The organism is Yersinia sp. IP36721 (assembly GCF_003634395.1).
GTDB classification, from domain to species: Bacteria; Pseudomonadota; Gammaproteobacteria; order Enterobacterales; family Enterobacteriaceae; genus Yersinia; species Yersinia entomophaga.
Map to the genome: position 1 here is coordinate 1 of NZ_QCZL01000035.1, position 15,209 is coordinate 15,209.

Genomic DNA, 15,209 nt, shown 5'->3' on the forward strand with positions numbered 1-15,209 from the left:
TCAAGGTTAATCAACCGTTGCATTTCATCAATGCCGGTCAGGCGAGCGGTAAAATCAATCTGCCATGTTTCCGCTGGGATGCTGATCGCAGTTTCACTGGCCGCACCGTCATACTCCATCAGGAAACTGCGGGTTAAAGCGTTGCCTTGCTGACCACTGGCGTTGGCAATCTTGCGCTGAGTCGGAGCGTGAACAATCATCGCCACCGTGCCGCTGGCTTGATTGACCAGGCCAATCCAGTTGAAATCGAAATCGCCGATTTCGGTACCGATAGTGACCGAATACACCACCGCATTGTTATTCACTACACCGGTTTTATTCACGCGCTGGCGGTGAACAATCTGCTCCGCTGGCGGCAGTCCTTCGGTGCGGGCAATCGGTGCATCTGGATCCAGTCCCGGCACATTGGCCAACACAAACTCATCCAGCACCACGGTGTTGCCGCCTGCGGCTTCCTGCGCTTTCCACTGCTCAAAGGCGGTGGTAATGATAGATTGAGACATAATTACTTCCTGTTTAATGAGGCGGAAAACGCCGCGGCCACATTGGCCTGATTGCTCTTTACCCCGCTACTGGCGCGGTAACACAGATATTCATTGCCTGCCCAACCGGCACGCAGGTGTAACCCGCTGTTGGTCATCACCTCGAAGCGGTAACGGCGGCAGGTCTTGCCATACTGGCGGATGATCTGCATCAGCAAATCGCTGTTACCGGCAATCTGGCTATCGGTTACCCGCACCTGAATCACGTCCCAATCCACCTCCGGCTGGCGCTCCAGCAATTCCACATAACCAATGCCCAGACGCTCAAAAATGGCAATAAACCCGGCTTTCGAACCGGCGTCCGCCGCATTGATAAAGGCGTATTCCACCCGTTTTCGAAACAGGCTAAGGGGTTCCCCGTTAAAGCGGCTGATATCCCGCTGGTACGCCAGCACATTGAGCAACGGCACCGCGCAGGTGGAGGCATCCATTTGATTTAGTGGCCATATCAGCCAGCCATTCACCCACAGCCAGAAACGGGAGCAGGCTCGTAGCAATTTGGCCGGTTCGCCCTGATCCATCCACGAGGGCAAGCGCAGCGCTTTTAAACGGCGTTTAAAATCAGGCATCTTTAATATCCACGGTCAGGGTATTCAGGCGCGGCACGTTGAGTTCGCTCACGATATCGCCCAGGGAAAAATCCAGTGACTCAATCAACGGAAACGCCTTGTGCAGCTCCCGCCCCAGATTGGAAAACGAGAAACGGGAATACGGCCACGTTTTACGCACCGCATAGGTGGCGTTCTGACGGAAAGCGCAGCGGATCATGTTCTCGCTACCGTTGGCCAATCCGGCCAATTCATCTGCCGTCAGATTTTGTTTATTACTGACGTACAGTGTCACCCGCAGGTTATGCAGGGTTTCCGGCAACGGCATACACTGCATATCGTCGCCGTGGCCATGGTGCCCCTGATTGGTAATGTAATCATTCACCGCATCTATAAACGGCTGGGACAGGGAACCGGAATCCAGTAACAGATAAGCGTTAGCGGTGCCTGCACCCCGTGGGGCATCGTGCTGGAAAAAAATTCGGTCGATGGACAATCCCACCACACCCGCAATCATGCTGCGGTACACCGCATCGGTGTGGTAGTTGCCCACCAGATTGAACTGGTTACGGCAGCGGTCACGAAAATCATCGTCTGTTTCTTTATCTGCGCCGGGAGCCAACAACCACCCTTCCTCGTTCTGCGCCCGTTCAATGCCGTTCACCGCCTCCGGCAAAATCCGGTAATAACCTGGAGCCAGATTAAAAGCACCACCGGCACCGCTGGCCAATACCGGCACCAAAGCGCTGGCGCTGCCTGCGGCCAAGGGGGTATCCGCGCTGACCGTTACCGCGTAAATCGTGCCGTTAATGCGTTCAGTCTGGATAACCGTTCCGGCCGGAATAACGACGGTCTGAGTGGCGTCCAGTTTGTAAAAACGCAACTGGCCACGGGCAGCGGTGGCCGGTTTTCGCTCGGCGTTGACACTCCAGCCGAATACGTCCAAAAATCTGCCACTGGCGGTGGCCAGATACATATTGGCCAGCACGGTATTAATCAGCACCTCGTTGAGCCATAACACTGGGCGAGTGACAATGGTCTTAATCAGCCGCCAGAACGGGGACATTTTTGAGGTGTTGGTGATAAGTCCCTCTTCATCCACCAGTTCATCAAATTTCTGTCGGATATCGGTTTCGGTCACCGGCATTCCGCTGTCTTTTAATACCTGCTCATAATCAATTTCAGGTTTTTTATTCATAATCAGCCCCGACCGAAATCGCGCCAAAATCGTAGGTCTCTGCGGTTATCCATAACCGTTGGGTCGTTTCTTCATTAATCACTACAGTGCCCGGCACAATACGTTCATCGTCTTCCAGTAGAATCATTAACTGAGTGATAATATCTGCCCGCAAGGTGGGACTGCGCTCGGCAATTAATCGGGTGGTTAATCCACTTTCAATAATGGCGTGAACACAATCCTGCCCAATACTGATACGGTTATGACACAATATCGGTTCATTGCCGGAGTTTAATGAAAAGTCGCCATCGATTATGAGCAGGTCAATATATTTTACGTCCATGATTTAATTTAGCTCCTGCCATTCCGCAAGTTGTTCCGGCGTCATACCTTTTTGTTGGGTGATATAGACATTTTCAAAGTGTTTTCGGTTATCTGTGGTGGTTTTGCTATTGCTGTTTATTTCTTTATTAATACCACCACTGCCAATTCCTTTTATTTGTCCACCGGTCATTAAATTATTGGCACTGGCCATCGGGTTGTTATTATCGGCTAATACCGTTTGATACGCCGGTGCAGCGACGGGCATCGCCCCAATAGCTTTGGCTTCAATACTGACGCCGGGAATATAATTCAGCTTTTCAATAATCCAGTTGTAGGTTTCAGCAAAGGTACTTTTCAGCCAGTCCCATAACCCGCTAAAAACATTGCCGATGCTGTCGGCCATCGCACTGAGTCCGTCCAACAAGGACGCCCCGCTGATAGACGCAACCAACCCATGCCAGCCTTCTGCAATCCAGCGCCATACCTGACTAAAGGTTTCCCCGACCGACGTCACCACTTCCGCTAACCACTGAAATGCGGTGGTATTGGCAATAGCCGCTTTGATCTCATCCCAATATTGGATCAGGTAGTAAATACCCACGGCCAAGGCCGCAATAGCGGCAATCACCAGCAACACCGGCCACGTCAGGAAGCTAAAGGAAATCCCCGCCGATATGGCTGCGATACGTACCGCCAGCAACACGCCGCGCATCACCCGCATGGTGGCGTTCGCGGCTATCATGGCGGTGTTATATAGCCAGATAGCCACTGTGTGGATTTTGGTCACGGCACACAATGCCCACCACAGCGCCTTGAGTCCCTGCCACAGAAACATACTGATACCCACCACAATATTAGCGACAGCACCGGCAGCGGCGAAACTCAGCAAGGCCAACATGGCATAGCCAATCACTCGGGCGATATTGGGGAAAAGCTGCATCCAGCGAGCGAATCTCTCGCCAATAGCCGATACCCTATCCATGATCGGATACAGTACCGGCAGCAAGGTTAAGCCCAAAATAGTGCGCATCCCCGTCCAAATAGCCATCAGCCGTTCCCATGGATCGGCCATTTTCTTGGCCATCTCACCGGCGCGCTTCATGCCGTCATTGCTGCCCAGCTCGCCGATATTGCGTTTCAGCAAATCCACGTTGCCATAGAGTTGCTTAATCACATTCGAGCCGTCACCAAAGGCTTTATCCAGTTCGGCCTGGGCTTGCAGATTGCCCTCAATGGTTTTGCCGTATCGCCCCTGCAATTTCTCCAGCATCTGCGGCATAGTCAGCATCTGCCCGGAGGCATCGACAAAACTCAACCCAAGGGTTTTAGCCCCATCTGCCGCCGCTTTCATGTAGGTTTCATAGCTGCCGCTGGCTTCAGTGCCGAGGGTCTTTTTCAGTTGCCCCAGCACCGCCAGCTGTTCATCCATCCCGACGCCATAGTTGGAACCCACCCCTTTAGCCCCTTGCATCAGGTCAGCAATGGTCTGAATATCTGCGCCAAATGCCTGTTTCATATAGGCGGTTTTACCGGCGATTTCTTCGGCAAACTTCACTTTGCCAATACGGTCGGCGTAGCTGTCAAACTGGTTATACATTTGCCCCATGTAGGCGGCGGCTTCACTGCCGGTGGTTTTCATCGCGGCAGCAAGGGTATTGGTGGCCAGCGTAAAACGCGGTAACTCGCTATCGCTGATAGTGCCAATGGCGCTCTGGATATCCGCCGAGGACTTGATCACCTCCACCGCCGAACGCCCGTATTGCATACTGAATTTCAGGGCGTCCCCGCTCATTTTTTTCAGGGCGTTATCACTCACCCCGTTGCCACTGGCTTCATTTAATGCCGTAGCGAATTCATGGGCAGGACCGAGGGAACCCCGAATACCCTGCACCACACCGAATAATGCCGCCCCGCCCACGGCAATTTTGCCAAACGCCGCCTGTGAGGTTTCTGCGAACCCTTTCACCGAGGCTTGCGCCTGTTTTAACGGGCGGGTTAATTTATCAATCAGGCTAAGGGTAAAATCGAGCGTTCTCATTATTCGCCTTTAAATGCCACGCCAATACCATTGGCAATAGCTATCCGGGTATTCTCCCAATAGCGATTATCTAACCACAGCGCACGGGCAAGGTTTTCTACCTCGTCATTTTCATGGGGAAGATAATGACGGCGTAAAATAAGAAATTGCTCAAGACTATTATTTTCTATTGCCCGTAGGCGCTGGGTTAGTTTTTTACTTCAATTTCCAACTGTGGGGCATACACCTCGTTAATCTTTCCGGCCAATTGCAAGGCGGCACCCGGCACTTTTAAAATATCATCGAGCGCTTCTTTATTGTCTTTATTGACAATACGGCGCAGATATTGGAACGCTGGCGCAATTTTATTATCCATCGCCATATCATTAATAAAACTGTTATAGGCGGTGGTATTTGGTTCAAAAGTAATATCGACACCATTAACGGTTAATGTGATTTTATGTTTATCAGCCATGTTATTTATTTCCTTGTCGCGTATTGATTTCATTAATTAATTGATTATGCCGGGCAGCACATAAAGTATATAAGCTGCGATAGGCGCGTAATGCGTTATCAAAATCATTGCCGGTATTCCCGCCCAAGCGCGGAAGTACTTTATTGCACGGTGTTAACAGATTGGCCTGATAAGGTACGCTCGGCGGCAGTGGTGCTGTCGTTGAACAACCGGACATATTCATCAGTAGCACACACATTAGTAAAAACCGGCTTAATAATTTCCGTATGAATAACCTGCTGGAATTGCCCTTCTTGACTGTGTAACCCTTCCAGCGTTTTTTCCAACTGACGGGCTGACTCACTGGCCACTCCCTCCATTTTCACCCTGGCGTTCTCCGCCGCCTGATTGGCTGCGCGGGTTATACTCAGTTCGGCGCTGTCATGCTGTAGGTCATTGACGTACCAGCCCGCGACGAACGCCGCCACGATAAGCGCCAGTACCTTAACCATCAGCGCACCCCATTGTGTTCCAGGCTAAAATGATTGCCGTCCGGGTTAGACTTAAAACGCCCTCCCCAACTGCCCCCTAACGATTCCCAATACTCGCCCAGCGGCTGATAGGCTTCGCTTTTGGTCTGGTATTGCCCGTTGATAAACAGATTAAAATCCACCGCCAGCCGCTGGGTATGCAGGCTGTTACTGATACCCTTGCCCGATTTGGCATTCAGTGCCGCCTGTTCCGCTGTGCGATAGGCTTCGCCATAGGTCAGCCGGTAGCCCCGCTCTCCCGCCCATTGGATCAGTTGGGCGGTCAGTTGGGTAAAGAGCTGCTGCTTTTCACTTAACGTCATTATTTCTTTCCTTTTAACAGGCTGCTGCCACGGCGGCGCAACCACACTTCCACCGCCTGATGTCCGGCAATGCCTAATGCCGCACCCAATCCGGTAATGGCCAGCGGGGACAATCCCGGCACCCAGACCAACACCGCCGCAGCGGCCACTGACGTGGCAGAACCTAAAATCACCCGACCAATAAACAAGCGGGCGGTAATGGGTTCATCACTGGTTAGCGCCTTACCCAAAGCAATCACCGCACCGATAATGGCCAGCCCAATGATGCTTTTTTCATGCTCCTGCATCCCTGCCCCTTAGCCAATCAGATTGCGCGTGGCTTCCGCTTCCAGATACGGAATGCCGTTGATACGCACAAAATCCGGGCTGGTGATGAAAAACTTCAGTTTGTGGGTTAACACGCTGCCGCCTTTGGGATCGAGATCCAGCGGGGAATCCACTTTCAGCTTGCAGCCGAATGCCTCTATCTTTAATTCCTCCGTTCCAGCCTTGGCGTAAAACAGCAAATCAAAGGGTTCAATCCCGCGCCACGAACCAGCTTTAGCTGCCATCGCGGTTAACTGGGGCAACATTTTGGTGCTGACCTCAATATCCCCCTCGCCGCTAACGTCTCCACTCACATGGCCATCCGGGACGCCCTGCGTCTGGGCGGCGCTGCTGTTATCGGTGATGGTCAGACCGATTTTCTCTACGTGGATCAATTCGCCGTTCATGCTGACGTCCACGGACTGGCCTGAAATACGGCTACTCATGCGCTTTTCTCCAGTGAGGTATCCAGCATCAGGCTCACCGCAATGCCTTTCGGGCATTCATAAGGACGAACCACAATATAAATCTCCACTTTGGTGGCAGTTCGCCACGTAATGGCCACATCCTCCTCTTTCGGCGGCTTCACTTCGCCGGGGAAGGTGACGCCGTTAATCTGGGTGCTTTTCGCCATTTCCCGCAGCGATCTAGCGAACCATGAACGATGTGCGGCAATGCTGCCCGGCGTACTGTTTAACGACCGATCACCAATTTTGGCAATCGCCTGTAAACGCACCCGACGCGCCGCTTTATCCACAATGCGCAGGTATTCTATTACCTGATAATCCCCACCTTCAGCGTCCAGTGTGCGACCATCAGACCAATACAGGCCGTCATAATCGGGATACCACATCGGGACGCTGTAGCGCAGCGCTTCCAACGCCTGTAAGGTGGCTAAATCTAGCACCTCGCCGTTGCCGTCCACGGGCAAAGTATCGCTGCCCATCGCCAGCAAGGCACCGGTAGCCACTCGCGCCGGACTGTCTGCAATGGTCACCGCCCGATGACATAAACGGCCAGCTAATACCCCCGGCTCGTTACCCCACAAACACGGCACCAGTTGCACCGCTGGCGCGGCAATCCCTTTTTGCAGTTCGCCCAAGCGAATTAAATACTCTGCCCAATCTTCCGCATCCTGCGCTCCATCCACCGCCAGAATAAACCACGTCCAGCGGCCAAACTTGGCCAGTAATTCCGCTCGCAAACTGGCGGCAGCGTTAATCATCGCCTTATCCACCGGCAGGGTTAACACCACACCTTCCACGCTGGCCACCGACTGGGACTGTCTCACCGCATCAACCCATGCCTCAGTGGCGCCGCCCTCTTTGGCTTCTGCCAGCACATGCACAAACCCGCTCCAGTTCTGGCCTGCGTTGAGCATCGCGGCGTTGACGCAGCCTTTTAGCGGGCTATCGGCTTCACCCAGCAACACATCCAAGTCCGTTTGGGTGTTGACCGCCAATGTTTTGCCGCCGTTGGTTTTTCCCAGGCCAACAAACAACACGGCGCGCTCAATCTCTTTGGTTTCCCCCTGTAGCTGGTTAACCTGGTTAATCTGTACGTTTGGCCAACTCATCGTTACCCCTTCCTATCCTGTGCTTTGACGTCCTAGCCAAACCCAATGGCCTGCAACTGACGCGCTAAGGCTTTATTAAAATCGTCGTCGCTCATCCCCAAGAACGGGCGGGCAGGGACGTCTACTGTCCAACTGCTCTTGACTGCTTTGCCGCTCAGTTTTCGGATAAGTAACCCCGCCTGGGCAAACCGCATGGTGCTCACAATTTCTTTGTAAGACGGCTTACGCCAGCGCTTGCCTTTTTTGACCTTGTATCCCAGCGCCCGCAGCCTTTTTGCCTGACGAACGGTGGCTGGTCGTTCTGGCTCTGCCGTTTTCGTCACGGTGCGACGATGAATATTCACCTTCATACCGTTTTGCTGGCCGTAGCCCACTACGCCCGCCGGTACCGGTTTTTCCCCGTTGCGATAACTTCCGCCTTGCAGGTACAACCGCACCGCTTCGGCCTCCGGCATTTCCCGGATATGCAGCAATTTGGGCATATTGCGCAACATCTTGCCGCGCCGGCGGGTCTTGCGCTCTGCCCACGGGGTGCCATCCGGTGCCTGCTGGTTACGCACATGACGTTTGGCGGCAACCATCACCCCGAATTTGGCGATACGCCATAACAGCCGCTGACGCTTCTTAGCCGGTAATTCCAGCCCGCTAAGCGCTTCCTTCAGTTCCGCTAACTGTTTAGCGCTCAACTCGCCACTAACAATCATCAGGCTTCACCCAACGGCGCACCGGTGCTATCTGCGCCAAAGACTTCTCCCTGCATGGCTATCCATAGCTTTGGGTCAGTCAGACGCCATTTATCGCCTTCGAAAGGCAACTCCCCATTTTTATCCCTGACAATGCTCAGGGATTCTGAAAGAGAGAGAGACACCACCACCATCGCGGTTTTTTCGTCGATCACGTCAATATCAAGGTTCGGTGGCTCTATCGCCTCGCCGCTGTCGGGCGAGTTCTCTATCCCCCAAATCATCAGCAAGGCACACAGGTTGCGCGGATCATAGTCGCGGTACGGGAAACGTCCCCATGACAGCACCGCATCAAAGGTCATTAGCGCCAGCTGATACTGGTCTAGCCCCAAATCCCGCTGCGCCGGAATAAAACTCACCTCATCCATTGCGCTGTCAAATTCCAGCCCGCGTAGCCGCTCCGGTAAATTGGCCTCAATAAAGGCGGTTAAACGCTGGAGCTTACTCATATCATCCTCACACTACATCGCCCGACGCCCTTCATATTGCGCAGTACCGTGCTGGACTCAGCCAGCAAGCGGCTGCGGGTTTCGGGGTTTTCCTGCCCCGCATTCGGCACCCGGCTAAACTGGGTGGAATACTCGCCCAGCAAATCCGCTTTTGCCCTGGCAAACACCGCTTTTTTATACTGCCCAATCAAGGCCGTTTGCCCGTTCATGGTGATACCCGGCGCATCTGCGGCCTGTGGGTATCCCTTATCCCTCAGCTCCGCAGCCAGTGGGCGCAGGTCTAAATTCACTTCGGACACACTGGCCAGTAAGGCGTTAGCCAAGGTATCGGCATCGATATCCGCCGGAATACTGCGACTACGCTGAAAGTCCCTCAAATTGAGGTCTGGCCAAAAACCGTCGTTAGTTAACAAAACATCCTGATAATCAATCTCTTTACCGCTAAACATAAGACTCCCGAAAAAGCGGGCAGACCGATTTCCACGGCCTGCAAACCTGTAGATTGCAGCCTCCACCGCGCCCGCTTTGGCTTACGGTAGTCTTTACTCTTTCTCCAGCGCCCGCAGCCGGGCGGCGATTTTCTGCCGGTAGGTTCTCACCCCGCACCCGAAATGGAACCGGTGAGCGCTGGCCAGTAACGCATCAGCCTCCTGCAAGCTGGCCACATCCTTGATGGCGCTGGGTAACGGCTCACCTTTATCGTTGCTAATCAGGCGCAGACCGGCGAACTTGAACCATTTCGCGCTGATTTGTTCATACAGCTGCCACTGATCGCGTACTTTCTCAAATACCTGCGAGAAATACGGCTCTATGCTCTGTCCCTCTAAAACACTCTGCTCTGCCCAGGCTAAAATCGTATCGGCTACAAAGGGGGCAAATCCGCGCCGCAGGCCGAACGGGGTAAGTTGTTTCTGCTCAATGGCGATATCCGCCCAAGCCAACGCCCGATCAAAATCGCCAATATCGAACAACCAGACGATGCAGTAAGCGAAAACCGGATTGCTGTATACCTCCCCATCGGACAGATACTGCTCAACGGTCGGCATCCAGCGCGGTAACAATTCCTGGCTTTTCAGCCGCGTTTTTTCTACCCGAGTCAGACCGCGCAGTCGTTCGGCATCGTGACTGATGGCCATCTTTTGCAGATGCATACTGACCGAACCGGCCAGCGCCTGCTGGTTATCCAGCTTGCGCTGCGCCTCAATCATGGCCGTATGCCGCTGTGCCGGTGATAAAGCCATGATTGCCCCTTATTCGCCGACTTTCGGATCGCTTGGCTCTTTGACTTCACCGATGGTGACGGCAGATTCATCAATGGCGGCGTACAGCTCTGGGTACTCCACCGCATACCCTTCGTTACGTAGATATTTGTTTTCGAACTGCTTGCGATCTTCGACAAACTCAGCTTTACGCTGACGGGTGCCACGCTGGGTGTAAATATGTAAGTTAGCCAATGTGGTCACGGTCATACGTTTACCCGGCATAAACGGTGGCACCATGGCAGGACGTCCGGCGATGGAGTCAGACAGCATCTGTGCGGCGATTTTCTCCGTTGGGCGGTCAGCTTTTTGATACAACCGATATTGTTCCGCGGCCACCAAATCCGCCCCGACCAACACCACTAAACGCGGGTCATTACGGTACTGCTGCGGGATTTTGGCGTTAATCAGGTCGGAGGCCATCGCATCCAAGGACTTGTAGTCACCCTGTGCATCCAGCGTGACCGGCGTCGAAATAATTTGCTGACCTTCCTTGTACTGACGCACCAACTCATGCCAACCAATATTCACATCTTCCCCGTTCGGGTTTTCCGTTGGATTGGTTGACTTGGCCACTCTCTTGCCATTAAAGCCAATGCGCAACATATCCAACGCAAAGGACTGATTGGTAAAGTCCTGCATCCGCTGGAAAAACTCGTTTTCGTCACCGGCGTTAGCCCAAACAGACAACATTGCCCAGGTGAGTGCCGCACCAGAATCTGTTTCAACCAGCTTATATTCGTTACCGGATACGCCGGTTGGGCGGATAAAACGACCACCTTCTTTACGCCCGGTAAAAATCCCCGGATTGCCCACCGCCACCACTTGCCCTTGAAGCTGGTCAACATCAACCACGGTGATCATGTTCAGGAACTCGGCTGTTTCCAGTAACGCATCACGCAATAAAGTTTCTTTCGGGTCGGTGAGTGAAAAATAACGTGACGCGTCACTGACGTTATAAGACTGCGATAATTGGGCGCTGTAAGCGTCAATATATTGACGCGCGCGTTGATTTAATTGCATAGCTATCCCCCACCTTTACGGTGAAATTAAAATGAATAAAAGGTGGTCGTTGGTTTAAAGGAATTTAAACGGTTTTTTCCCTTCACCTTTGGAATATTTTTTCGGCAACGTGGTCACTTTATTATCCAGCTTGCCAAAGTTTTTAATAATGCCCGGTAAATTATCCCGTAATCTGGCAAAGTCTTCGGTGTCGACCACATCTTTCACCACTTCCACATCCGCAACCACTTCTTCTACGGCGGTGTCGGTCGCTTCGGTCTTATTTTCCAGTGACGCTACTCGTGATTCTAAATCGGCAACCGCCTGCGCTAATACCTGGACTTTATCGTCATCCACGGGTGTAGTTTCTTCACCTGGTTGTTCATCGTCCTGAATATTAAACAGACTGCGCCATTTACTTTTATTCTTACCTGCCATTTTTCGAGCCTCTTTAATTTCTGTAACTTCATCAATAACCAATGGCTTTAACGCGCCATAGCGTTTGTTTTTATTACGGCGGTTAAAACGCATTCTTTCGGCGTAAACACTGGCGGGTTCATCTGTGACCCCTAGCCCCTCTAGGTAACTTTTCCCTGTTCCTCGAAAGTTGCCGTCAAGCGTAAACTCAGCGGAACAAAAAATCAGTTGCCCATCCACATTGGCTTGCATCAGAGAGAGGTTAGGGCAGAGCCGGGCGTAAAGTCGCATAACGCCATCGCTGCCTTCCTCACTCATTAATTCAAGTACCTGCCCCATATTGCCAAAATTGCGGGAATGCTCAGGCCACAACAACGCGGTATACAATTGCGGGTTATAGGTTTCGGCGGCGTCAGTGATCCACTGTCTTTTAATTTCACGCCCGTCAACGGTTTCCCCCTCAGCGCAAACACAAATCCAGTCAGTCATTAAATGCGAATTAGACATAAACCTACTTTTAAATATTGTGTTTGTTTCGAGATGTGCAGTATTACGGATTATTTCATCTACCGCACTTAGCTTATTTCGGTTCAATTCGGATATGCCCCTTTACCCGAACTGAACAGATTGATGAATAACGTCAGAGCAAAATAAACACCGCATAATTCGGCCTATGGCCAAATACACACAAACTATTATCGGTGTGGCACGTTCGCTTTATTTAAAAAGATGGACACCGAAAGAAATTGCCACGGAATTAAATCTGCCTAATGCGCGGATCATTTACTATTGGGCGCAAAAGTGGAGTTGGGCAGATATGCTCAGCCATGAAAGCATTGAGGAGGCAATTAACCGGCGCGTGATGGTATTAACCCATCGCGACAATAAAAGTGAACTGGAATTAAAAGAATTAGACAGTTTGATTGCTCAACACTGCAAACTGCGGATTCAGGCCAGTAAACACGCCGAAAAATTGGCGGCCATTCAAGCCCAAGCCCAAGGCAGCTATTCAGCCGGGGAAGTCACAGGCGAGCAAGAAGACGGCAGCAAAAAGAAACGCAAATACCGTAAAAATGATATTTCCGGCGTAACAGCGGAAGAACTGGAGTCTTTCTCCGGCGAAACGCTTTTCCAGTATCAAAAATATTTGCGGGAAAATAAGCACTACAGCATCCGCAATATTCTGAAAAGTCGCCAGATTGGCGCGACCTGGTACTTTGCTTTTGAAGCCCTGGAAGACGCCATTTTAACCGGCGATCCGCAAATCTTCCTGTCCGCCTCTCGCGCTCAGGCGGAGGTGTTCCGCTCCTACATCGTCAATATTGCCGAGCAGTATTTCGGGGTGACGCTGACCGGCAACCCGATCCGTTTAAGTAACGGCGCGGAACTGCGTTTCCTTTCCACCAACAAAAATACCGCCCAGTCTTACAGTGGCCACCTGTATTGCGATGAATATCTATGGGTGCCGAACTTTGCCAAGCTAAATGAAGTGGCCAGCGCCATGGCCACCCATGACAAGTGGCGCACCACCTATTTCTCTACCCCCAGCGCCAAAACCCATCAGGGCTATCCGTTCTGGACAGGGGACGAATGGAAGCAAGGGGATAAAGACCGCCGCAACGTAGTTTTCCCTGGCTTCGATGATTACCGCGACGGCGGGCGCGAATGTCCCGATGGCCAGTGGCGTTATGTCATCACGTTGGAGGATGCCATTGCAGGCGGCTTTAATCTGGCCGATATCGAACGCCTGCGTAACAAGTACAACCGCGACACCTTCAACATGCTGTATATGTGCGTGTTTGTGGACAGCGGCGACAGCGTATTCAAATTTCACCTGCTGGAAAAATGCGGCGTCGATATTGAAGCCTGGCAAGACCACGACCCCAGCGCCGCGCGGCCTTTTGGTCATCGGGAAGTTTGGGCGGGCTTCGACCCTGCCCGTTCCGGCGATACCTCCACCTTTGTGATTATTGCCCCGCCGCTGTATGACGGGGAAAAATACCGTGTGTTGGCCACCTTCTACTGGCAAGGACTGAATTTTAACTATCAGGCTGGACAGATAAAGGAGCTATTCCAGCGCTACAACATGACCTATATCGGCGTAGACATTACCGGCATCGGCAACGGTGTGTATGAGCTGGTACAGAACTTTGCCATGCGGGAAGCCACGGCCATTCATTACGGCATGGAAAGCAAAAACCGCCTGGTCATGAAAATGGTGGAGGTAATCGACAGCCAGCGCATTGAATGGGATGCCGAACAAAAAGAAATCCCCGCCTCGTTCCTGGCTATCCGCCGAACCAGTACCGCCAAAGGCGGCGGCATGACGTTTGTTGCCGACCGCAGCAAAGAAACCGGCCACGCCGACGTGTTCTTTGCCATTTCTCACGCCATTGATAACGAACCGCTCGACCGTGAGCACAAACGCAAATCCACTTGGAAAACGAGCAACGCCGCATGAAAAAAAATAAACGCCAACTCAAACGCACGCCGGTAACCTCTGCGGCCAAAAGTATGAGCATTGTTAGCCTGGGTAAACCGGAACCCATCTTAACCACCGGCACCGATTATAAAGAAATCTGGTACGACAGTGATTTTAACCATTACAGCCAACCGATTGACCGACTCGCGCTAGCGCAATTGGTCAATCTTAATGGCCAGCACGGCGGCGTTCTCTATGCTCGCCGCAACATGGTGGCCACCGATTATCTCAGTGGCGGCTTAACCCACGAACAACTGAAAGCCGGCGTATTTGATTATCTGACCTTTGGCGACGTGGCCATTCTGAAAGTGCGTAACGGCTGGGGTGACGTGGTGGAATTGCTGCCGTTACCCTCGTTGTATATGCGGGTACGGAAAGACGACAGCATCGCGATTTTGCAAAAAGGCGAACCACTGGTTTATGCCCCGGAAGACGTGATTTTTCTCAAGCAATATGACCCACAGCAACAGGTCTACGGCCTGCCGGATTATATCGGCGGAATTCATGCCGCCCTACTTAACTCCGAGGCCACGATTTTCCGCCGCCGCTACTACCATAACGGGGCGCACACTGGCGGAATTATCTACACCAATGATCCCAATCTGACGACTGAAGTCGAGGACAAGATTTGCAACAGCCTGGAACAGTCAAAGGGGATCGGCAATTTCAGCACGCTGTTTGTGAACATTCCGAAGGGCGACCCGGAAGGGATTAAATTTATTCCTATCGGGGATATCAGCGCCAAAGATGAGTTTGCCAACATCAAGAATATCAGTGCGCAAGATATTCTGACTGCGCACCGCTTCCCTGCTGGCTTGGCGGGAATTATTCCGGGTGCCGGTGCCATTATGGCCGACCCGGTCAAAGCCCGTGACACCTATCGCAAAGATGAGGTTATTCCGCTTCAAAGGATGATTATGACGGCGATTAACAGCGATAGAGAAATACCGGAAAGTTTGTGCGTCAGTTTCAGCATTGAAACACCTAAAACGGGTGAGTTATGAGGCAAAAACGGTTAAAATTCCAGAAGTTCGCCACTTTTGGAGCCAAGAACATGCGA

The 15,209-nt window shown here is 52.2% G+C and carries 19 protein-coding genes; 2 read left to right on the top strand and 17 right to left on the bottom strand.

Going from position 1 to position 15,209, the window contains the following annotated elements; genetic code table 11:
* The 17 genes from DBA33_RS18830 to DBA33_RS18915 form a co-directional block, all read right to left on the bottom strand.
* A partial coding sequence (locus tag DBA33_RS18830; RefSeq protein WP_162975244.1) for a phage tail protein occupies positions 1-503 on the bottom strand: 503 nt, incomplete at its 3' end.
* A 2-nt stretch (positions 504-505) separates the two neighbouring features.
* On the bottom strand, positions 506-1,111 hold the full coding sequence (locus DBA33_RS18835; protein WP_120806974.1) for a hypothetical protein: 606 nt from the start codon (positions 1,109-1,111) through the stop codon (positions 506-508).
* A complete protein-coding gene (locus DBA33_RS18840) occupies positions 1,104-2,288 on the bottom strand; it encodes a baseplate J/gp47 family protein (protein WP_120806975.1) in 1,185 nt (394 codons plus the stop codon). The genes DBA33_RS18835 and DBA33_RS18840 overlap by 8 nt, the downstream gene beginning before the upstream one ends.
* Positions 2,281-2,613 carry a DUF2590 family protein gene (locus tag DBA33_RS18845; protein WP_071706563.1) on the bottom strand — a complete coding sequence of 111 codons (333 nt, stop codon included), beginning with the start codon at positions 2,611-2,613 and terminating at the stop codon, positions 2,281-2,283. Before DBA33_RS18845 ends, DBA33_RS18840 begins: the two co-directional genes overlap by 8 nt.
* Positions 2,614-4,629, bottom strand: a complete 2,016-nt coding sequence (locus tag DBA33_RS18850) for a phage tail tape measure protein (protein WP_120806976.1) — start codon at positions 4,627-4,629, stop codon at positions 2,614-2,616.
* 187 nt (positions 4,630-4,816) lie between these two features.
* A complete protein-coding gene (locus DBA33_RS18855) occupies positions 4,817-5,083 on the bottom strand; it encodes a putative phage tail assembly chaperone (RefSeq protein ID WP_071708345.1) in 267 nt (88 codons plus the stop codon).
* 140 nt (positions 5,084-5,223) lie between these two features.
* Positions 5,224-5,574 carry a hypothetical protein gene (locus DBA33_RS18865; protein ID WP_071706611.1) on the bottom strand — a complete coding sequence of 117 codons (351 nt, stop codon included), beginning with the start codon at positions 5,572-5,574 and terminating at the stop codon, positions 5,224-5,226.
* Positions 5,574-5,915, bottom strand: a complete 342-nt coding sequence (locus tag DBA33_RS18870; RefSeq protein ID WP_120806978.1) for a M15 family metallopeptidase — start codon at positions 5,913-5,915, stop codon at positions 5,574-5,576. Before DBA33_RS18870 ends, DBA33_RS18865 begins: the two co-directional genes overlap by 1 nt.
* Complete coding sequence (locus tag DBA33_RS18875; protein ID WP_071706568.1) at positions 5,915-6,202, bottom strand: phage holin family protein; 288 nt, start codon at positions 6,200-6,202, stop codon at positions 5,915-5,917. Before DBA33_RS18875 ends, DBA33_RS18870 begins: the two co-directional genes overlap by 1 nt.
* 9 nt (positions 6,203-6,211) lie before the next feature.
* Positions 6,212-6,667 (bottom strand): phage protein, encoded by a 456-nt coding sequence (locus DBA33_RS18880; RefSeq protein WP_120806979.1) that lies wholly within the window; start codon positions 6,665-6,667, stop codon positions 6,212-6,214.
* Positions 6,664-7,797, bottom strand: a complete 1,134-nt coding sequence (locus DBA33_RS18885; protein WP_120806980.1) for a DUF2586 domain-containing protein — start codon at positions 7,795-7,797, stop codon at positions 6,664-6,666. The genes DBA33_RS18880 and DBA33_RS18885 overlap by 4 nt, the downstream gene beginning before the upstream one ends.
* A gap of 32 nt (positions 7,798-7,829) precedes the next feature.
* A complete protein-coding gene (locus tag DBA33_RS18890) occupies positions 7,830-8,501 on the bottom strand; it encodes a phage virion morphogenesis protein (protein WP_120806981.1) in 672 nt (223 codons plus the stop codon).
* Positions 8,501-8,989: a phage tail protein gene (locus tag DBA33_RS18895; protein WP_071706506.1), complete on the bottom strand. Its 489-nt coding sequence runs from the start codon at positions 8,987-8,989 to the stop codon at positions 8,501-8,503. The genes DBA33_RS18890 and DBA33_RS18895 overlap by 1 nt, the downstream gene beginning before the upstream one ends.
* Positions 8,986-9,438, bottom strand: coding sequence for a head completion/stabilization protein (locus tag DBA33_RS18900; protein ID WP_120806982.1), 453 nt, complete (start codon positions 9,436-9,438; stop codon positions 8,986-8,988). Before DBA33_RS18900 ends, DBA33_RS18895 begins: the two co-directional genes overlap by 4 nt.
* Before the next feature lie 93 nt (positions 9,439-9,531).
* Positions 9,532-10,230 (bottom strand): phage terminase small subunit, encoded by a 699-nt coding sequence (gpM, locus tag DBA33_RS18905; RefSeq protein ID WP_120806983.1) that lies wholly within the window; start codon positions 10,228-10,230, stop codon positions 9,532-9,534.
* A 9-nt stretch (positions 10,231-10,239) separates the two neighbouring features.
* Entirely contained in the window at positions 10,240-11,271 is a 1,032-nt protein-coding gene (locus DBA33_RS18910) for a phage major capsid protein, P2 family (RefSeq protein WP_120806984.1), read from the bottom strand.
* 54 nt (positions 11,272-11,325) lie between these two features.
* Entirely contained in the window at positions 11,326-12,174 is an 849-nt protein-coding gene (locus DBA33_RS18915) for a GPO family capsid scaffolding protein (RefSeq protein WP_120806985.1), read from the bottom strand.
* Between the two features lie 166 nt (positions 12,175-12,340).
* Between DBA33_RS18915 and DBA33_RS18920 the strand changes: the two genes are divergently transcribed.
* Both DBA33_RS18920 and DBA33_RS18925 read left to right on the top strand, forming a co-directional pair.
* The gene (locus tag DBA33_RS18920) at positions 12,341-14,128 is read left to right on the top strand and encodes a terminase family protein (protein WP_120806986.1); all 1,788 of its coding nucleotides are present in this window, start codon (positions 12,341-12,343) and stop codon (positions 14,126-14,128) included.
* Entirely contained in the window at positions 14,125-15,153 is a 1,029-nt protein-coding gene (locus DBA33_RS18925; RefSeq protein WP_240442724.1) for a phage portal protein, read from the top strand. The genes DBA33_RS18920 and DBA33_RS18925 overlap by 4 nt, the downstream gene beginning before the upstream one ends.
* The last annotated feature ends 56 nt before the right edge of the window (positions 15,154-15,209 follow it).